The following is a 19450-nucleotide window of genomic DNA, read 5'->3' on the forward strand; positions in this document are numbered from 1 at the left end:
GAACCGACCGCCGAGCGCAGCGAGGTGTCCGCATGAGCGACAACCGCACCAGGAACCTCCGCCTCGGCGGCATCACCCCCGCCGACCTCGCCGCCCAGCGGGAGACCGAGCGGCGCGCGGCGGAGCAGGACCGCAACGGCCGGATCATCACCTTCTACTCGTACAAGGGCGGCACCGGCCGCACCATGGCGCTGGCCAACACCGCCTGGATCCTGGCCGCCAACGGCTTCCGGGTGCTCACCGTGGACTGGGACCTGGAGGCGCCCGGCCTCGCCAAGTTCTTCCACCCGTTCCTCGACCCGGCCTCGCTGGCCGGCACCACCGGCATGATGGACCTGATCGCCGAGTACCGCGAGGAGGCGCTGCGCCCGGTCGAGCACGCCGAGGGCTGGCACCTGGACTTCGCCCGGGTGCACCCGCACGCGCTCTCGCTCACCTGGCAGCACTTCCCGGCCGGCGGCAGCCTGGACTTCCTCTCCGCGGGCCAGTTCAACCGCGACTACTCCGAGGCCGTCACCCACCTCGACTGGGACATCTTCTACGACCGCTTCGACGGCGGGCAGTTCTTCGACGCCCTCAAGGCCGACATGACCAAGCGGTACGACTACGTGCTGATCGACTCGCGCACCGGCCTGTCCGACATCGCCGAGATCTGCACCGTCCAGATGCCCGACGACCTGGTGGTCTGCTTCACCCTCAGCGACCAGTCCATCGACGGGGCCTCCCGGATCGCCCAGCACATCCACGACCGCTACCGCGAGCGCGGCATCCGCATCCTGCCCGTGCCGATGCGCATCGACGAGGGCGAGAAGGAGAAGGCGGACGCCGGCCGGGCCCTCGCCCGGGTCCGCTTCGACGGCCTGCCCTCCGGCCTGAACGGCGAGGAACTCGCCCAGTACTGGGGCCAGGTGGAGATCCCGTACCGGCCGTTCTACGCCTACGAGGAGATCCTCGCGACCTTCGGCGACCAGACCGGCACGCCCACCTCGATGCTGGCCGCCTGCGAGCGGCTCACCTCGAAGATCACCGAGGGCCGGGCCCGCTCGCTGCCGGTGCTGGACGAGGAGCTGCGGCTGCGCTACGTGGACGCCTTCACCCGCCGCCGCCCCTCCGTGCCCGCCGACCTCTACCTCTCCTACGTCCCCGAGGACCGGATGTGGGCGGACTGGATCGAGTCCGTCCTGACCAGGGCCGGCTTCCGGGTGCTGCCGCGCGACCTCAGCGCCGGCACCGACCCGCGCGAGGAGACCGAGCGCGGCATCGACTCCGCGTACCGGACGGTCGCCGTGCTCTCGCCCGCCTACCAGCGCTCCCCGCAGGCGAGGGCACTGTGGGAGTCGGTGGTCAGCTCCGACCCCTCCGGCACCCGGCGCCAGCTGCTGCCCATCCGGGTCGGCGACGTGCGCCTGACGGCGCCGTTCAGCAACCGCAACCCGGTCGACCTGGTCGGCCGCGACGAGGCGCAGTCGGTCCAGAGCCTGCTGCGCGCGCTGGACCGCGGCGACGTGGCGCTCGGCGACGCGCCCAGCGGTGGCCCGCGCTTCCCCGGCAGCAAGCCCTCGGTGTGGGACGTCCCGCCGCGCAACCCCTCCTTCACCGGCCGCGCCGCCGTCCTGGAGCAGCTGCGCAACCAGCTGCGCGGCGGCATGGCGGCCGTGCTGCCCACCCCGCAGACGCTGTACGGGCTCGGCGGCGTCGGCAAGACCCAGGTGGCGCTGGAGTACGCCCACCGCTTCATGTCCGACTACGACCTGGTCTGGTGGATCGACGCCGAGCAGATCGAACTGGTCGCCCCGGCGCTCGCCGAACTCGCCCGCCGGCTGGGCCTGCGGGTCGGCGACTCGGTCACCGAGGCCGCCGAGGCGGCCAGGGAGGCGCTGCGGCGCGGCGTGCCGACCTCGCGCTGGCTGCTGATCTTCGACAACGCCGACGAGCCCGCCGAGATCCGCCGGTTCTTCCCCGGCGGCTCCGGCCACATCCTGGTGACCTCCCGCAACCAGGCCTGGACCGGGCACGCCGAGGCGCTGGAGGTCGACGTCTTCACCCGCGGCGAGAGCGTCGAGCACCTGTGCCGGCGCGCCCGCAGCCTCTCCCGCCCGGACGCCGACCGGGTCGCCGAGGCCGTCGGCGACCTGCCGCTGGCCGTCGAGGTGGCCGCCGCCTGGCTGGACACCACCGGCACCCCGGTGGAGACCTACGTCACCCAGCTGCACGCCGAGGCCGCCCGCGCGCTGGCCGTCGGCCGCCCGGCCGACTACCCGACCCCGGTCGCCGCGACCTGGAACGTGTCGATCGGACGGCTGCGCCAGCAGTCCCCGGCGGCCGTCCGGCTGCTCCAGCTCTGCGCGTTCTTCGCCCCCGAGCCGATCTCGATGAACCTGTTCTACAGCGACCAGATGATCCGGGCGCTGGTGAAGTTCGACGCCGACCTCAGCGACAAGTTCATGCTGGGCAAGGTGATCCAGGCGATCGGCCGGTACGCGCTGGCCAAGGTCGACGCCGGCAGCAACAGCTTCCAGGTGCACCGGCTCGTCCAGGCGGTGATCCGGGCCGGGATGAGCGACGACGAGCAGGAGATCGCCGTCCACGAGGTGCATCGCATCCTCACCGGCGCCAGGCCCGTCCTCGGCGACACCGACGACCCGGCCAACTGGCCCGCCTTCGACGAGATCTGGCCGCACCTGTCGCCCTCCAAGGCGCACAACTGCGACGAGGCGGACACCCGCCAGCTGCTCATCGACCGGGTCCGCTACCTGTGGAAGCGCGGCGAACTCGACCGCGCCCGCGACCTCGGCCACGCCCTGGACGTGGAGTGGACCGGCAAGCTCGGCGAGGACGACCGGCAGACCCTGCTGCTGCGCTTCCAGCTCGCCAACGTGCTGCGCTCCCAGGGCAACTACGGCGAGGCGCTGGCCCTGGACGAGGACACCCTGGAACGCCAGCGGGCACTGCTCGGCGAGCACCACCCGTACACCCTGATGACGGCCGGCTCGCTCGGCGCCGACCGCCGCGCGCTCGGCCGCTTCCAGGCCGCCCTCGACCTCGACCGCGAGATCCTCGACCAGTTCCGCGAACTGTTCGGCGACGACAACCCGCGCACCCTCTCCATGGCGAACAACCTGGCCATCGACCACCGGCTCGTCGGCGACAGCGAAGCCGCCCGCGAACTCGACCAGGAGACCCTCGACCGGCGCACCGCCGTCCTCGGCCCCAAACACCCCTACACCCTCTCCACCAAGTCCAACCTCGCCCGCGACCTGCGCGAACTCGGCGACTACCGCGGCTCCGTGAACCTCCTCCAGGAAGTCACCTCCGACCTCGGCGACGTCCTCGACCCCGACCTGCCCGAGAACCTGCGCAACGCCAAGTCCCTCGCCGTCTCGCTGCGCCGGATCGGCCAGCTCGCCGAGGCCCGCCGGATCACCAAGGAGACCTACGAGCGCTACCTGGAGCGCTACGGCGCGGACGCCCCCGACGCGCTCGCCTGCGCGCTCAACCTGGCCGCCGACCACAGCGCCTCCGGCGACAAGGAGGCCGCCCGCGACCTCTGCTCCACCGTGTTCGAGGGCCACCGGCGGCTGTTCGGCGACGAGCACCCGTTCACCCTGGCCTGCGCCAACAACCTCGGCATCTACCTGCGGGGCAGCGGCGACGTCCAGGGCGCCATCGAGCGCGGCCGGCTCACCGTCGACGGGCTGACCCGCTCGGTCGGGCAGGAGCACCCGTACACCCTCAACGCGATGATCAACCTGGCCAACGCCTACGGGGACGACGGGCAGATGGAGCGCGCCGAACGGCTCGGCCGGGCCGCCTACCAGGGGCTGTGCGGCCGCTACAGCGCCGAGCACCCGGACGCGGTGGCCTGCGAGGCCAACCTGGCGATCACCCTGCGGGCGGCGGGCCGGCACACCCAGGCCGCCGAACTGCGGGCCAGGGCGATCTCCGAGCTGATCCGGCAGTTCGGCGAGGAGCACCCCAACACGGTCTCCGCGCGCGGCTGGAAGCGGATCAACCGGGACCTGGAACCGCAGCCGGTCTGACCGGGAAGGGGCGGAGGTACGCTGCGGAACCATGATCGAGCAGACCCCGCCCCCGCCCCCGGTCCTGGTCACCCGGCGCCTCGCCCCCGGCGTCGTCGAACGGCTCACCGCGCACCACGCCGTCACCTGTCACGACTCCGACCTGGCGATGGACCGGGCCGGGCTGCTGGCCGCCGTCCGCGGCCGGCGGGCCGTGATCACCACCCTGGACGACCGGGTGGACGCCGAGTTCCTGGACGCGGCCGGGCCGCGGCTGGCCGTCGTCGCCAACCACGCCGTCGGCTACCACAACGTGGACGTGGCCGCCTGCGCCGAACGCGGCGTCCTGGTCACCAACACCCCCGGCGTGCTCACCACCGCCACCGCCGACATGGCCTGGGCGCTGCTGCTGGCCGCCACCCGCCGGCTCGGCGAGGGCGAGCGGCTGCTGCGCGCCGGCACCCCCTGGACCTGGGCGCCGAACTTCCTGCTCGGCCTGGAGCTGGCCGGCACCCCGCTGGGCGTGCTCGGGATGGGCCGGATCGGGCAGGCGGTGGCCCGCCGGGCCCGCGCCTTCGACATGCCCGTCAGCTACCACAACCGCCGCGAGCTGCCGCCCGAGGAGGCCGGGGACGCCGGCTGGAAGCCGCTGGAGGAACTGCTCGCCACCTCCACCGTGCTGGTCGTCACCTGCCCGTTCAGCGCGGAGACCCGGCACCTGCTGGACGCCCGCAGGCTCGCCCTGCTGCCGCGCGGCGCGGTGGTGGTCAGCATGACCGCGGGCGTGGTGGACGAGGAGGCGCTGGCCGCCGCGCTGGAGTCCGGCGCGCTGTTCGCCGCCGCCGTGGACAACTTCGAGCACGAGCCGGCCGTCCCGTCCGCGCTGCTCGCCCAGGAGCGCGCGGTGCTCGCCCCGCACCTGGGCAGCGCCACCGTCCGCACCCGGCAGGCGATGGGCGGCCTGGCGGTGGACAACGTGCTGGCGGTGCTGGACGGCGGCGAGCCGCTGACGCCGGTGAAGCCCTGACGCCGGTGAAGCCCTGACCCGGGGGCGTGCTCAGCCCGCCGCCCAGGCCAGCGCGGTGGTCATCACCCGGAACGCCCCGAAGTGCGCGGCGCCGGGCTCCAGGAACAGCTCGGCGCCCGGGATGTGGTCGGCCAGCCAGCGGGAGTGGTCGACCGGCGAGAACTGGTCGTCCGCGCCGTGCCAGAGCCAGGTCGGCACCCGGACCGAGCCGACCTCGAACCCCCAGTCGGCGGTGAAGGCCAGCACGTCGTCGATCCAGCCGTCGGCGCCGTGCCGGAACGCCTCCCGGTAGTTGCTCTGGAGCATCCGCCGCAGCCCGCTGTCGGCCACCACCTCCCGGTCGGCGGCGGAGAGTTCGGTGCGCAGGCCGTTCAGCAGCCGGACCGGGTCGTCCTTGATCTGCCGGGAGCGGAACTCCATCGCGTCGGCGATCCGGCCGTGCCCGCGCTCGGCCTCCCGGTACGCGCGGACGTTGGACGGGGTCATCCCCGCGTACCAGTCCAGGCCGGCCGCGGTGCGCGGCGCGAGGCCGACCAGCACCGCGGCCCGGCTGACCCGCTCCGGCAGCAGCGCCGCGCAGGCCAGCGCGTGCGGGCCGCCGCCGGAGCGGCCGAGCACCGCGAAGCTCTCCAGCCCGAACTCGTCCGCGATGGTCCGCACGTCCGCGGCGGCCGCGCTCACCCGGCGGCCGAGCAGCCGGGTCGAGTCGCCGTAACCGGGCCGGTCGTACGAGATCAGCCGGACGCCCAGCCGGTACAGCACGGTGCTGCGCGGGTGCGGGCCGACCCGGCTGCCGGGCATGCCGTGCAGCAGGAACACCGGCCGGCCGCGCGGGTCGCCGAGGGACTCGACGGCGAGCGTGCGGTCCTCCGCCGTTTTGACCATCCGTAACGACACCTGCGGCCTCCTCAGGGTTCCGGGTCGGTTGCGTGCTCCCGGTCGGTGGTGGTGCGCACCTCCCGGCGGGCCTGCCAGGTGGTGTGCTCCCGGGAGATCGCGTCCTCGGCGTCCCGGGCCAGGCGGGCCCAGGTCTCCTCGGCCTCCGGCGACTCCAGGTCCAGCCGGGCGAGCTGGTGCTGGATCTGCGCCAGCTCCTCGGCGGCCAGGGCGTACGCGGCGGCCAGCGGCCGGTACTGGCGCAGCTGCGCCCAGGCGGTGACCGAGGCGGCCACCGCCGAGACCGTGCCCAGCGCGTCGTAGCCGAACGCGCCGAGCGCCCGCAGCACGGCGAGCACCAGGCCGAGCGCGGGCAGCAGCACGCCCAGCACCCCGGCCCAGTGGCCGGCCCGGGCGCAGTAGCGGGCCTTGGCGCGGTACCAGTCGTGCTGCAGCTGGATCCGCTCGGCCAGGTACACCTCGCGGCGCACCGCCAGCGGCTGCCCGCGCAGGTCGCGCATGGTCCGGGTGATCTCCACCCCGCCCTCGGGGACGGTCACCGGGCTGTCCCGGAAGGCGCCGAGCACCCGGGCGAGCTGGAAGCGGTACAGGCCCTCGGCGTCCGGCAGGGCGCGCGGCGGCGGCTGGTAGGCGTCGGCCCCGACCGCGTACTTCCAGGCCAGCGTCTTCACCGACTCGGCGGCCGCCCGGCCCTCGTACCAGAGGCCCTGCGGGTTCTGCCGGCTGACCACCACCGCCAGCGCGATCGCGCCGAGGTAGGCCGCCGCCGCCGGCCAGGCCCAGGGCTCGCCGTCGGCCGAGCCGGTCGCGGCGGCGACCACCAGCAGGACCAGCTCCCAGGCGGAGAGCAGGACCGAACGCCGCTGTCCGCGCAGCGAGGCCGAGTCGGCGGCCCAGAAGAACTCGGGCAGCAGGGCCCGCTCGTTCACCCACCCGGTCCGTCCCGCAACAGACGCCATGTTCGGCCCCCACCAGTCGCTCCGGTCGCACCGCTCTCCTGCCCCCGGCGGCTCGCCGGTACGCCTGGGGACGGCCGGGGCGGCCGGATGTGGCCGGGAAGCCCCGGTGGTTTGTCCGGTACTCCCCGTGTTCGGTCCGGCACCCAGCGTGCGGAGTGGTGGTGGGGGGCGTGCGGCGGCCGGCGGGTGTGCGCGGGCGGCCGGCGGGCCCGGCCGGGGCGGGTCAGTGGGTGTAGAAGACCCGCTCGGCGTTCTCGGCCATCTGCTTGGCGTTCCACTCGGTGCCGCCGGGGACGTTGCCGGAGCGGAACAGCGGCGGCGCGGGGCACTCCCCGGCGGCCGCCCGGTCGGCCAGCCGGCCGACCGCGGAGGCGACCACGGCCTGCATCAGCGCGCTGGTCACGATGGTGGAGACCGGGCCGAAGGTGGTCTCGGCGCCCGGGTGGGTCAGCTCGCCGTCGCCGACCGCGATCTTGCTGTCCAGCACCACGTCGCAGTGGTCCTTCAGGTAGGTGCCGGTCGGGTGCGCCGAGGACACCTCCTCCGGGTACGCCAGCGAGGTCACGCCGACCACCTTGAGGCCGCGGTCCCTGGCGTACCTGGCCAGCTCGACCGGCATCACCTGGCGGCCGGAGAGCGAGATCACGAACAGCAGGTCCCCGGTGGTCGCCGGGGTCAGGTCCAGGGTCGCGGTGGCCAGCCCGGAGACCCGCTCCAGGGCGCTGGACAGCGGCGCGGGCATCACCGTCACCCCGGCCACCCCGGGGACGTTCAGCAGGTTCACCGGGACCAGCCCGCCGGCCCGGTAGACCACGTCCTGGGCCGGCAGCGCGGAGTGTCCGGCGCCGAAGGTGAAGACCCGGCGGCCCTCGGCCATCGCCTCCGCGAGCAGCGCGGCGGCGGCTTCGATGGTGTCGGCCTCCTCCTCGCGGACCCGCTGGAGGTGGGCGATCGCGGCGTCGAAGTACCTGCCGACCAGGTCGTTCATCTGGTGCCTTCGCTCTCTGCCGGTGGGGGATCCGGCCGGGTGGGGTGGTCCGGGTGGTCCAGACCGCCGGTGGAGAAAGCTTCGGCGAGCACGGTCGCGCCCCGGCGGCATCGTTGTCAACAGGAACAAAATCGGGACCCCTCGGACCGGGGGCGCGCCCGATTGTCGGTCCGGTACGTCAGAATTGGCGGTGAGTACACCGAAGAACGGAGCCAGCGGCGATGTCTGGGCTGATCGACACCACTGAGATGTACCTCCGCACCATCCTGGAGCTGGAGGAGGAAGGCATCGTCCCGATGCGCGCCCGCATCGCGGAGCGCCTGGAACAGAGCGGTCCCACGGTCAGCCAGACGGTAGGCCGGATGGAACGCGACGGGCTGCTCCAGGTCGCGGGGGACCGCCACCTCGAACTGACCGAGGAGGGCCGCCGGCTCGCGGTGCGCGTCATGCGCAAGCACCGCATCGCCGAGTGCCTGCTCGTCGACGTGATCGGCCTGGAGTGGGAGCAGGTGCACGAGGAGGCCTGCCGCTGGGAGCACGTGATGAGCGAGACGGTCGAGCGCAAGGTGCTCGCCATGCTCGGCCACCCCACCCAGTCGCCGTACGGCAACCCGATCCCGGGCCTGGACGAGCTGGGCGACACCAAGGCCGAGGGCGAGGGCTTCGATGCCGGGCTCGTCCCGCTGGACACCGTCAAGCCGGGCGACGCCGGGGCCGACGTGGTGGTCCGCCGGATCGGCGAGCCGATCCAGACCGACAGCGCGCTGATGAGCACCCTGCGCCGGGCCGGGGTCCGGCCGGGCTCCACGGTCAAGGTGAGCGCCGGGGTCGGCGGCGTGCTGGTCGGCACCGGGGAGAACGCGGCGGAGCTGGGCAAGGACATCGCCCAGCACGTCTTCGTCGCCCAGGCCTGAGCCCGCACCTCGCCGGTACGGCGAACCGGTAGGGCGAACCGGTACGGCGAAGGGGCCCGCGTCCCCGTGGCGCGGGCCCCTTCGTCCTCCCCGTTCCCTCCCGTTCCCCTCCGCCCCTCCCGCTTCCCCTCCGTCGCCGCCGCCCGGCTTCCCCGTCCGAGCGTCCCTGTCGGCGTCCCCACACATCGCAATTCCTCCCCTCGGCCGATCATGGCAATCCTTGAGTGCTGTCACTCGTACGAGGGGCTTCTCCGTCTGACCAGCGGGTACACGGAGGCCTTATCCGGACATGCGTGTGACGGGCCCCGTCTCCGGTGGGGGACAAGGCCCGTCACGCACGCGCGTGGTGTCGCGCGGAGCGCGCCCTCACCCGATCGGCGGAGGGCGCCGTTGTGGGGGCCGGCCGGGGCCGGCCCGGCTCAGCCCACCGGGGCCGGCCGGGCGGCCCGGAACGAGGGCGCCTCGCGGCCGCAGGCGTACGCGAGCGGACCGATCAGTTCGGCGGCGTCCGGCAGCCAGCGGTTGAGCGCGGAGGGGGAGCGGGCCCACTGGGCGTACCCCAGGGAGCCGATCCGGGACGGCGGGGCGACCGTCCAGTCCCCCTCGCCGCGGGCGACCAGGTCCAGCCGGCCGGCCGACCGGCCGAGCCTGCGGAGCATCTCGGGGAGCCTGGCCGCGGCCCCGGGCAGCACCAGGAAGTGCAGCCGCCGCCCGATCCGCCCGGGCGCGGCGGGCTGGACCGCCACCGGGCCGAGCTGGAGGTCCATCCGCTCCATCCGGGCGAGCGCCAGGCAGCCGGCCGCCTCCGGGACGTCCAGGACGTCGAACGACCGCCCGGTGGGAAGCAGGATCGACGCCTGCGGCCGCTCGGTCCACCAGTGCCGCACCGCACCGGGGCCGGCGCTGGCCTGCCGCGCCCAGTCCGGGTCCAGCGGGTGGGCGCCGGGCAGCGTGCAGCGCGGGTCGCCGCAGGAGCAGCGGACGCCCCCGTCGCCGTCGACCGGCCAGGTGCCGGGCGCCACCTCCCAGTGGCGGTGCGCGGCGTAGCCGACGGCTTCGGCGAGTAAGGGGGGCGGGGTGGCCTTCTCGTTCCGGCCCGAGGCTTCGGGGATGTTTTCCACGGGGTGCTCAACTACCGTGTGTGAGGCTGGTTACGGCCCGATGACGCCCGGTCGGGTGTATCCGGGGGATGTCACCCGTTCCGGTTAGTCGACCGAGTTGGTGGGGTCGAGGGCAGGCGCAGCGGGGGCGCACGGGAGCATTTCCCAGGGCGCAAGGGGGGTGCGGTTCGTCACCGTGGGTATCCCGCTGGCGTTGCTGATCGCTAACCTGGTGTCAGATTCCTTGGACGGTCGGACAGTCGGCAACAGATCAGCAGAATCGTCGCCCGCCGGCCGGGGCCGGAGGGTGTGGGGAGGCGAAGCCCAATGGCCGCGAGACCACTCGTCGCACGACAGCCCAACGAGCGTCTGCAGCAACTGATCCAGGAGGCCAGCTGCTCCAACGCCGGCCTGGCCAGGAGGGTCAACCTCTGTGGCGCCGAGCACGGGCTGGACCTTCGGTACGACAAGACCTCGGTGGCCCGCTGGCTGCGCGGGCAGCAGCCGCGCGGGCAGGCGCCGGCCGTGATCGCCGAGGCCCTGGGCCGCAAGCTCGGCCGCAGCGTGTCGGTCGAGGAGATCGGCATGGCGGACGGCAAGAACCTGAGCTCCGGCATCGGGCTCCAGTTCGCGCCGACCATCGGCGCCGCCCTGGAGCAGGTCTGCGAGCTGTGGCGCAGCGACGTCGGCCGGCGGGACTTCCTGACCGGGGCGACGGTCGCCGCCTCCGCGCTGGTGGAGCCCAGCCGGGACTGGCTGATCACCCCGCCGGACCCGGTGGTGGCGCGGGCCGGCGGCCCCAGGGTCGGTCCGACCGACGTGGCCGCGATCAGGGCGACCACCGCGATGCTGGTCGACCTGGACCACCGCTTCGGCAGCGGCCATGTGCGCCCGGTGGTGGTGCACTACCTCAACTCGGTGGTCTCCGGCCTGCTCGGCGGCGCCTACCGGGAGGAGACCGGCCGCCAACTCTTCGCCGCGGTGGCCAGGTTGACCGAACTGGCCGGCTACATGGCGGTGGACACCGGGCAGCCGGGGCTCGCCCAGCGCTACTACATCCAGGCGCTGCGGCTCGCCCAGGCGGCCGACGACCGCGGCTACGGCGGCTACGTGCTGGCCGCCTCGATGAGCCACCTGGCCGCCACCCTCGGCAACCCGCGCGAGATCGCCCAACTCGCCCGCGCCGCCCAGGAAGGCGCCCGGTCGGTGGCCACCCCGACGGCGATGGCGATGTTCTACGCCGCCGAGGCCCGCGGCCACGCCCTGCTCGGCGACGCCCGCTCCTGCGAGGCGGTGTCGGCCAGGGCCCTGGAGATGATGGAGAAGCGCCGCCCGGAGGACGACCCGGACTGGATCGCCCACTTCGACGACGCCTACCTCGCGGACGAGCTGGCCCACTGCCACCGGGACCTGGAACAGGCGGGCCAGGCCGAGCACTACGCCCGGCGGGCGCTCGACCTGCACCCGCCGACCCGGGTCCGGCGCCGCGCGGTGGACCTGGTGCTGCTGGCCACCGCCCAGCTCCAGCAGCGGGACCTGGAACGCGCCTGCGAGACGGGCGCCCAGGCGGTCCGGCTGCTGAGCGGGCTGCGCTCCAACCGGGGCGTGGAGTACCTGGACGAGTTCCGCCGCCGGCTGGAGCCGTACCGGGAGCAGCGGGTGGTCCGGGAGTTCCACGCCAGAGCGGACGCCGAGGCGGCGTAGGTCCGGGGGCGGCCCGGGCCCGGCCAGGACCCGGGGCGGCCGCGGATCGTCTGTGCAGGGAGCGTGACGGATGTCCCGCCCACGTGGTCACCCGGCGAGGCGAACCGGTAGCGTGGGCGCGACGTCCAAGGAACTGTGATGCTCCCAAGAACCGACGAGATGTGGTCCGCCGTCAGTGCGCGGTCCTGCACAGGTGAGGAATCGCGTTGAGTCAGCGCCGCTCGTACCCGAACTCCGGTGACTTCAACCTGGACGACCTGTTCCGCCCCGAGCCCGCCGGCCCGCAGGGGCAGCCAGGCCAGCAGCAGGGCCAGCCGCAGGGCCACTCGGCCGTGCCGCCGGTGGGACAGCCGTCCGGGCAGCCGGAGTACCTCGGTGAGGGCGGGCCCGCGCTGCCGACCCAGGCCATGCCCGCCCAGCCGGCCCCGTGGGGCGCTCCGCAGCCCGGGTACGGCGCTCCGCAGCCGGGGTACGGCGCTCCGCAGCCCGACCAGGCCCCGGAGACCCAGCACCTGCCGCCGTACCCGGGCGGCGACCCGCAGGCGGCCGGCCACCCCGCGGCGCAGCCCCGGTACGGCTACCCGCCCGCGCCGGCCCAGCCCGGCTACCAGCAGCAGCCCGCGCCCGGCTACCAGGCCTATCCGCAGGCCGCGCAGCCGCAGCAGGCCTACCCGGCCCAGGACTACCACCAGGGCTATGCCCCGGAGCAGGGGCAGGACTACGGCCAGGGCGCCGGCCAGGGATACGACCAGGGGTACGACACGACCAGGGCGGGCGGGTCCGGGCGCGGCGGAAGCCGGTCCACCAAGCTGGTCATCGGCGGCGTGGTGGCGGGCTGTGCGGCGGCCGGCATCCTGGTCGCCGTCCTGATGGGCGGCGACGAGCCCGCCAAGGACGACAAGACCACCCCGGTGGCCGCCGCGAGCACCGGCGCCACCACCCCCGCGAAGGCGAGCGCCAGCGGCTCCGGCGCGGCCGTCGACCCGGACGTCAAGGCCCAGGCGCAGCCGCTGTCGGACCTGCTGGGCACCGCGAGCGACAGCCGCAGCTCGGTGGTCTCCGCGGTCGCCTCGGTGCAGAAGTGCGACAAGCTGCCCGAGTCCCAGCAGGCCCTGACCGCCGCGGCCGGCAAGCGGCGCGAGCTCCAGGGCAAGCTCGGCCAGCTGAAGACCGACAAGCTGCCCGGCGGTCAGCAGCTGGTGGAGCAGCTCAACGCGGCCTGGACGGCCTCGGCCCAGGCCGACGACGAGTACGCGGCCTGGGCGCAGGACGCGCAGGGCTCCTGCGACGCCAAGAAGCAGGACAACCCGCACTACAAGAACGCCGTGCAGGCCAGCGGCACCGCGACCACCGCGAAGAAGCAGGCCTCCACCCTCTGGAACACGATCGCAGCCCAGAGCGGACTGCCCAACCGGAGCGACGGCGACCTGTGAGCGACGGGACGGAGGGGGGACGGGCCGCGCGGCCCGTCCCCCCTCCGCCGGGCGTTCCGCGTCAGGCCGGCGGACGGCCCCCGGTGAGCGCCCAGCGGATGTCCACGAAGCCCGGCTGCTGCAAGGTCATCCGGCCGTTCCTGACCACCTGGTAGGTGACCCAGGTGTTGACCAGCCGCGGCGAGCCGCCACTGGGCAGCATGTTGGTGGTGCCCCAGTTCAGCGGCGGGGTGATCCCGACGTCGATGCCCTCGCCGCTGTCCAGCATCGAGGAGACCGCCTTCGGGGTGACCGGCTTGCCGCCCTCCGCCAGCTTCTGCACCACTGTCCTGAACACCTCGTACGCGACCCAGGTGGTCTGCACGCCCGGGTCGGCGACGTCGATGGGGTGCCCGCCGGTGGTGTCGGTGCGCACCACCGCGCGCAGCCCGTCCCAGATCTTCGCCGACTCCGGCGGGTACCAGCTGGTGACGTAGGCGCCGCCGAGCGGGCCGGTGTCGCCGCCGGTGGAGTCCACCACCGACTGCTGGACGCTGCCGATCACCGAGGCGATCCGGGTGTTCTTCGGGTTCAGCCGGCGGTAGGAGTCCAGCAGGTTGCCGGTCGGCTCGGCGGCCAGGGCGCTGGTGACGCAGTTGCCCGGCTCGTCCTTGCCGATCGCCTTGCGGGCCACCGGGCTGTAGTCGGAGGACTGCTCGGGCGCCTTGACGTCCGTCAGCCTGATCCCGGCCGGCCGCAGCGCGGTGCCCAGGTAGCCGAGCAGGTTGTCGCCGGCCGGGGTGTCGGGCCGGACCAGGGCGACGGACTTGCAGCCGGCGTCCACCAGTTGGCGGCCGTTGCCCGCGATCAGGGCGGGCATGCCGCCGGACACCGGGTAGGACAGCGGGCTGGAGAACTCCGGCTGGGAGAGCCCGTAGCCGCCGATCAGCGGGATGCCGGCGCGCTCCAGCACCGGCATGAACGCCTCGCCCCACTGGCTGTAGGAGCCGATCACGGCGGACACCTTGGAGTCCACCGCCTGCTGGGCGCAGGCGCGGGCACCGTCCGCGGTGTTGTGCTCGTTGCAGGTGATCACTCGCAGCCGGTGGCCGTTCAGGCCGCCCTTGGTGTTGACGTCCTGGCTGATGGCGGAGGCGAGCGCGGTCATGCCCGGCCGGTCGGCGCTGCCGGTGCCGGCCGGGGCCCAGGTCATCACGGCGATCTCGCTGCCGCTGGTGGAGGCATCGGCCGGTCCGCCGCACGCGGAGGCCGAGAAGAGGGTGGGGAGCAGCACCGCGGCGGTGGCGGCGGCTGCGATCGGGCGACGGCGTCGCCCGAGCTGGGGACGGCCCTGGAACGAGTCCCTTCGGGTGGTCATCGGTATTCCCTCTCTGGGCGCACTCCGGCGCACCGGAGACAGCCAAGCCCCGGCGCCGCAAGCCGAGAGGGCCGAAGTGCGAACGGACGGCGAACGGACGCCGAACTCCGGCGGGGGACGCGTGTAGATCGCGAGTGGAGTACGAACGGACGGGGAACGTACGATCGTTCACCATGTCCGCCAGCACAGATTCTTCGCACCGGTCCGCCCGAAACCCTTCTCGTCCGGGCCACCGCTCCAGCACGATGGGCGGCATGCCGCTCAACGACCTGCCCTGGTGGCGCTGGCGAGCCCGACTGCGCTCGGCGCTGCACATGCTGTCCGACCCCGCTTTCCAGCAGGAGACCTGGCTGACCGGACGGGAGGGCTACGGGGACGTGACCGACGCCGTGTACCGGCTGGTCGAGGACACCTGGCTGGACCGCTGGTCCGCCGAGAAGTACATCGGCACGATCCTCCGGGACTCCGCCGAGGCCGCGCTGGTGGACGTCGCGGTGCTGCGGGCCGTGCAGATGCTGCACGAGGTCGGTGCGGACGCCCCCGCCTCCGCCTACCTCGGCCACCCCGGCTGGCCGGAGACCGTCCGGGCCGCCCGGGAGGCGCACGTGGCGCTGGCCGCGGGCGACGGGGAGGACCCGGACGCGGCACCCAAGTCGCTGGACGTGCTGCGCATCCTCACCCGGGTCTGAGGCCCGGCGCCGGGCGGGACGGCGGCCGGTCGCGGCCGTCCCGCAGTACGGGCAGCGGGGCGACGGTTGTCCGGGATGTGACACGCTGGACCGTCCACCCACGCCACGACCCAGGACGGATACCCCCAGTGGAACAGCAGCCGGCCAGCGCCCAGTACGTCCTCACGCTGTCCTGCCCCGACAAGCAGGGCATCGTCCACGCTGTCTCCAGCTACCTCTTCATGACCGGCTGCAACATCATCGACAGCCAGCAGTTCGGGGACGGCGACAGCGGGCTCTTCTTCATGCGGGTGCACTTCTCCGCCGCCGAGCCGGTCACCGCGGACAAGCTGCGGGCCAGTTTCGCCGCGATCGGGGCGTCCTTCGGGATGGACTGGCAGATCCACCCGACCGAGCAGCGGATGCGGATCGTGCTCATGGTCAGCAAGTTCGGGCACTGCCTGAACGACCTGCTCTACCGCACCCGGATCGGCGCCCTGCCGGTGGAGATCGCCGCGGTGGTCTCCAACCACACCGACCTGCGGGACCTGACCGAGAGCTACGGCGTCCCCTTCCACCACATCCCGGTCACCAAGGACACCAAGGCCGAGGCCGAGCAGCGGCTGCTCGACCTGGTCGCCGAGGAGAACGTCGAACTGGTCGTGCTGGCCCGCTACATGCAGGTGCTCTCCGACCGGCTGTGCACCGAGCTGTCCGGCCGGGTGATCAACATCCACCACTCCTTCCTGCCGAGCTTCAAGGGCGCCAAGCCGTACCACCAGGCGCACGCGCGCGGCGTGAAGCTGATCGGCGCCACCGCGCACTACGTCACCGCCGACCTGGACGAGGGCCCGATCATCGAGCAGGAGGTGGCCCGGGTCACCCACGACGTCAGCCCGGACCAGCTGGTCGCGCTCGGCCGGGACGTGGAGTGCCAGGCGCTGGCCCGCGCGGTCAAGTGGCACAGCGAGCACCGGGTGCTGCTGGACGGGACCCGTACGGTCGTCTTCGCCTAGACCGGGGCCCGGGCCCCGCGGCTCGCGCCTCAGGTCCGCGTCCCGGGGCCGGGTCTCAGGGCCGGGAGAGCAGCGGGAGCGCGTGCAGCACCTCGCGGACCGCGGCGCGGTCGCCGTGCTCGCCGACCGGCAGCCGGTCCGGGTCGCGGTGCGCGGCGGCCAGCTGGCACAGCTCCAGGCCGTCCAGCACCATCGAGGCCACCGGCTCGGGTCCCGGCGGCGGCTCGGCGCCGCCGGCGCGGACCCGGCTGCTGCCGCCGTCGCCGTCCAGGGTGATCAGCCACTCGCCGCCCGCCGGTCCGTCGACCATCAGCCGCACCCGCCGGGCGGTCCCGGCCCCGTCCCCGGGTGCGCCCGGCGCCCCGGCGGGTTCGGGGCGCGCCGCGCGCAGCCCGGCCAGCGCCCGGGGGAGCAGCCGGACCACCAGCTCCACCATCTGCCGCAGGTGCTGCGGCGCCGGCGGATCGTAGGGGTAGGCGACCGCCCGGGCCACGTCCTCGCCGTGCACGAAGCACTCGAAGGCGCGGTCCACGAAGGCGTCGCGCAGCGGCAGCACCGCGAAGCCGTAGTCGACCGGGGTGTTGCCCTGCGGGACGAGTGCGGCGCTGCGCACCAGGTCGTGGGCCTGCCGCCGCCAGTGGGAGCGCACCGACTGCGGCGCCAGCGCGCGCTGGCCGGCGATCAGCCGGGCGGTGCGCGCGGTGATCGCGGCGTACCGGCCGCCCTGCTGCGGGACGCGCGGCACCGCGGGCCCCGCGGCCGGCTCCTGCGGCGGCACCCGTCGCCCGGCCGGCGCCGCGGGCACGCCGGGAGCGGCCGGCACCGGGTCGGGCAGGCCGAGGGCGACCGCCAGGAAGCCGTCCACCGCGGTCAGGTGGCCGAGCACCTCGGCCGGCCGCAGCCGCTCGGTGCCGCCGTGCCACGGCAGTTCGGCCACCTCGTGCCACTCCTCGGGGCCGAGGTCGCGCAGCAGCGCGTCGAGCTTGGCGGTCTCCGCCGTGTACGGCATGCCCCAGGCGGGGACGGGCAGTTCGGCGGGACGGCGGGTCAGGCACCAGTCGAGCACCTGCTGGCGCAGCGAACCGGGCTGGTCCAGCGGCTCGTCCAGGGAGAGCCAGCCGGCCGCCTCGCGCAGCCGGGCCGCCTCCTCGGCGCACTCCCGGCAGTCGTGCAGGTGCTGCTCCAACTCGCGGGCCTCGCGGTCCTGGCAGGCGCCGAGGGCCCACGCGCCGAGCAGCGAGCGCAGGGCGTCGTGCTGCTCCTCAGTGCTGCTCACGTCTCCCCGCTCCCGTTTCCGCTCCCGTGTCCGTTCCCGGCGCCGTCCTGGCGGGCGCGTTCGTCGGCCAGTTCGGTGGCCAGCAGCTCCAGACCGAGCCGCATCCGCTGCTTGGCGGCCTGCTCGCTGATGCCGAGCAGGCGGGCCGTCTCGCGGTAGGTGCGGCCGTCGTAGTAGGTCACCGCGATGGTCTCACGCAGGGGTTGGGGCAGGGAGTCGACCACGTACTGCACCCGCGCGGCGGTGGCCACGGCGCGGATCTCCGCCTCGGCGCCCGGTGCCCGTTCGGCGGCCCGCCGGGCCCGCAGCCGTTCGACCGCGCGGTGGTGGGTCAGGGCGCCGAGCCAGGAGCGGAGCGTGCCCCGGTCGGGGTCGAAGTCCTCGGGGTGCTCCCAGGCATGGGCGAATATCTCCCGGGTGAGCTGGGCGGCGGCGGCCTGGTCGCCCAGTATCCGTCCGGCCAGGCCGTGCACCATCGGTGCGAGCCGGTCGTAGAGCTCGCCGAGCGCGGTCTCCTCGCCGCGGGCGAGGCGGCGCTGCACCTGCTCGTCCCAGCGCGGGGCCTGCTCCGGGGTGGCCATCGGGAACCACCCTCCTGACCGGGTTCGCTGGCGTACCCAACGGTATCTTGCGGCCGGGCGGCGCCGGGGCCGATTCCGGCAAGAACGGAACCCTTCCTCGCGGATCCGCGTCCTTGTGAACACCCCTCCCCGCCGGGCTCCTTGGTCGCGCCGCACGGCTCGGCAGGTCCGCCCGGGACCGGATCGTCCGATGGTGCGACGGTCGGCTGGTGGGACCGCCCGGCGAGGCCGCTGTTCGAGGGCGCTGGACATATGTCGCACGGGTGGTTCGCGAGTGGCGGGCGGGGCGGCGGGGGCGCGCGGAGGTAGGTTCCCGACTGCGGGACCGGAGGGTCGGCCCGGGCCGGACGATCACCGGTACGAGGCTCGCGAGAGTGAGCGGGACAGTATGCACCGCGCTGTCGCCCGATCGCCGGAATATGCCCGAAGCGCTTGCTGCGGTCCGTGCCCCCGCCCATCCTGAGGCGTATTCGTGTCGCGGCCGGTGCCCGACCGACGGGACGGCGCGGACGAGTGGGCGCGGGCGGACGGATCGGGCGGTCGCCCGGGTACGGCCCGGGTGGCGCCGGGCGACGTGCGAGGGCCCGCCGGCCGCCGGCCCGATCGGGACTATGGCCGAACTGCGAGTGCGGGTGGTGGAGCGGTGCAGGTTCTTCAGGTACAGCTGGCGGTGCAGGCTGACCCCGCCGAGGTCGGCCGGGCCCGCCGGTGGGTGCGCTCGCGGCTGTTGAACCACGGGGTGGACCCGGACGCGCCGATGGCCGAGACGGTGGTGCTGGTGGTCTCGGAGCTGGTCACCAACGCCGTGGTGCACACCGGCTGTCCGGCGGTGCTGAGGCTCTGCCTGCCGGTGGCCGGGGGCCCGCAGGAGGGCGGCCCGGCCGCTCCGCTGCGGGTGGAGGTCGCCGACGCGAGCCGGGCCGCCCCCGCCCCGCGGCACACCGGCGCGGACGAGGACGCGACCAACGGGCGCGGCCTGGAGCTGGTCGAGCTGCTCTGCGAGCGCTGGGGCTGGTACCCGGACGGTTCGGGCAAGCGGGTCTGGTGCGAGATCGGCAGCGACGCCCGCCCGGCCGATCCGCTGGCCGACGCCGACTGGGCGGCTTTGGCGCAATAGCGGCTTTCGCGGCGGCCGTCGGGTGGGTCGAACACCCGCGCCGATCACCGGCCGAAAGGTGACGCAACCATTCCGAATTTCGGACTACCCATTGACGTGACGTATCCGACTGATCACGCTTGGGTGCGGCGCTCCGTCGCGAGGGGACGCCGAGGGGATGTCCGTCCACCGCCGCGGTGTTGCTGTCCAGGGAAGTTCGCGCCAGCGAGGGGGACCGTCGGCAGCCGGGCGAGGCCTGCTCCTTGGCGAGTGCGGAGGGTGCGGCGCGGGTTCAGGGCTCGCGCGCCGCGGTTGGATGGCGGCTTGCCGTGCTGCGCTCGGGGTGCGCGCGGTGTGCCGCCATCCAATGCGTCGCCGGGGAGCGGCGGGATCCGGCCACCGGCAGGTCGATTCC

Annotated in this window: 15 protein-coding genes; 8 read left to right on the forward strand and 7 right to left on the reverse strand. The window is 74.2% G+C overall.

What is annotated here, in order from left to right:
• Positions 1–32: 32 nt before the first annotated feature.
• Positions 33–4040: an FxSxx-COOH system tetratricopeptide repeat protein gene (fxsT, locus tag ACIQOW_RS26055; RefSeq protein ID WP_401088793.1), complete on the forward strand. Its 4008-nt coding sequence runs from the start codon at positions 33–35 to the stop codon at positions 4038–4040.
• 31 nt (positions 4041–4071) lie between these two features.
• Complete coding sequence (locus ACIQOW_RS26060; RefSeq protein WP_401088794.1) at positions 4072–5046, forward strand: 2-hydroxyacid dehydrogenase; 975 nt, start codon at positions 4072–4074, stop codon at positions 5044–5046.
• A 30-nt stretch (positions 5047–5076) separates the two neighbouring features.
• On the opposite strand, the gene ACIQOW_RS26065 is transcribed toward ACIQOW_RS26060, so the two are convergent.
• From ACIQOW_RS26065 to ACIQOW_RS26075, 3 genes are all read right to left on the reverse strand, one after another.
• A complete protein-coding gene (locus ACIQOW_RS26065; protein WP_401088902.1) occupies positions 5077–5931 on the reverse strand; it encodes an alpha/beta fold hydrolase in 855 nt (284 codons plus the stop codon).
• 23 nt (positions 5932–5954) lie between these two features.
• Positions 5955–6872 carry a DUF4231 domain-containing protein gene (locus ACIQOW_RS26070; protein ID WP_401088796.1) on the reverse strand — a complete coding sequence of 306 codons (918 nt, stop codon included), beginning with the start codon at positions 6870–6872 and terminating at the stop codon, positions 5955–5957.
• A gap of 253 nt (positions 6873–7125) precedes the next feature.
• The gene (locus ACIQOW_RS26075; protein WP_401088798.1) at positions 7126–7890 is read right to left on the reverse strand and encodes a sugar isomerase domain-containing protein; all 765 of its coding nucleotides are present in this window, start codon (positions 7888–7890) and stop codon (positions 7126–7128) included.
• 221 nt (positions 7891–8111) lie between these two features.
• On the opposite strand from ACIQOW_RS26075, the gene ACIQOW_RS26080 reads away from it, so the two are divergent.
• Complete coding sequence (locus ACIQOW_RS26080) at positions 8112–8804, forward strand: metal-dependent transcriptional regulator (RefSeq protein WP_401088800.1); 693 nt, start codon at positions 8112–8114, stop codon at positions 8802–8804.
• 419 nt (positions 8805–9223) lie between these two features.
• Here ACIQOW_RS26080 and ACIQOW_RS26085 read toward each other — a convergent pair whose 3' ends face one another.
• Positions 9224–9925 carry a bifunctional DNA primase/polymerase gene (locus ACIQOW_RS26085; RefSeq protein WP_401088802.1) on the reverse strand — a complete coding sequence of 234 codons (702 nt, stop codon included), beginning with the start codon at positions 9923–9925 and terminating at the stop codon, positions 9224–9226.
• A 306-nt stretch (positions 9926–10231) separates the two neighbouring features.
• On the opposite strand from ACIQOW_RS26085, the gene ACIQOW_RS26090 reads away from it, so the two are divergent.
• Together ACIQOW_RS26090 and ACIQOW_RS26095 are read left to right on the forward strand one after the other, a co-directional pair.
• Positions 10232–11608 (forward strand): transcriptional regulator, encoded by a 1377-nt coding sequence (locus ACIQOW_RS26090; RefSeq protein WP_188295709.1) that lies wholly within the window; start codon positions 10232–10234, stop codon positions 11606–11608.
• 206 nt (positions 11609–11814) lie between these two features.
• Positions 11815–13041, forward strand: coding sequence for a hypothetical protein (locus tag ACIQOW_RS26095; RefSeq protein ID WP_401088805.1), 1227 nt, complete (start codon positions 11815–11817; stop codon positions 13039–13041).
• Positions 13042–13102: 61 nt separating this feature from the next.
• Here the strand turns inward: ACIQOW_RS26095 and ACIQOW_RS26100 are convergent, their stop codons facing one another.
• Positions 13103–14398: an ABC transporter substrate-binding protein gene (locus ACIQOW_RS26100; protein WP_401088807.1), complete on the reverse strand. Its 1296-nt coding sequence runs from the start codon at positions 14396–14398 to the stop codon at positions 13103–13105.
• A gap of 173 nt (positions 14399–14571) precedes the next feature.
• On the opposite strand from ACIQOW_RS26100, the gene ACIQOW_RS26105 reads away from it, so the two are divergent.
• Together ACIQOW_RS26105 and purU are read left to right on the forward strand one after the other, a co-directional pair.
• Complete coding sequence (locus tag ACIQOW_RS26105) at positions 14572–15087, forward strand: hypothetical protein (protein WP_401088809.1); 516 nt, start codon at positions 14572–14574, stop codon at positions 15085–15087.
• A 128-nt stretch (positions 15088–15215) separates the two neighbouring features.
• Positions 15216–16082, forward strand: coding sequence for a formyltetrahydrofolate deformylase (purU, locus tag ACIQOW_RS26110; RefSeq protein WP_401088811.1), 867 nt, complete (start codon positions 15216–15218; stop codon positions 16080–16082).
• Positions 16083–16137: 55 nt separating this feature from the next.
• Here purU and ACIQOW_RS26115 read toward each other — a convergent pair whose 3' ends face one another.
• Together ACIQOW_RS26115 and ACIQOW_RS26120 are read right to left on the reverse strand one after the other, a co-directional pair.
• Positions 16138–17358 (reverse strand): MDMPI N domain containing protein, encoded by a 1221-nt coding sequence (locus tag ACIQOW_RS26115; RefSeq protein ID WP_401088813.1) that lies wholly within the window; start codon positions 17356–17358, stop codon positions 16138–16140.
• On the reverse strand, positions 17355–17939 hold the full coding sequence (locus tag ACIQOW_RS26120; RefSeq protein ID WP_401088815.1) for a sigma-70 family RNA polymerase sigma factor: 585 nt from the start codon (positions 17937–17939) through the stop codon (positions 17355–17357). Before ACIQOW_RS26120 ends, ACIQOW_RS26115 begins: the two co-directional genes overlap by 4 nt.
• Positions 17940–18582: 643 nt before the next feature.
• Between ACIQOW_RS26120 and ACIQOW_RS26125 the strand changes: the two genes are divergently transcribed.
• Entirely contained in the window at positions 18583–19056 is a 474-nt protein-coding gene (locus ACIQOW_RS26125; RefSeq protein WP_401088817.1) for an ATP-binding protein, read from the forward strand.
• Positions 19057–19450 lie beyond the last annotated feature (394 nt).

The sequence above is a fragment of the Kitasatospora sp. NPDC091335 genome, from assembly GCF_044757205.1.
Lineage (GTDB): Bacteria > Actinomycetota > Actinomycetes > Streptomycetales > Streptomycetaceae > Kitasatospora.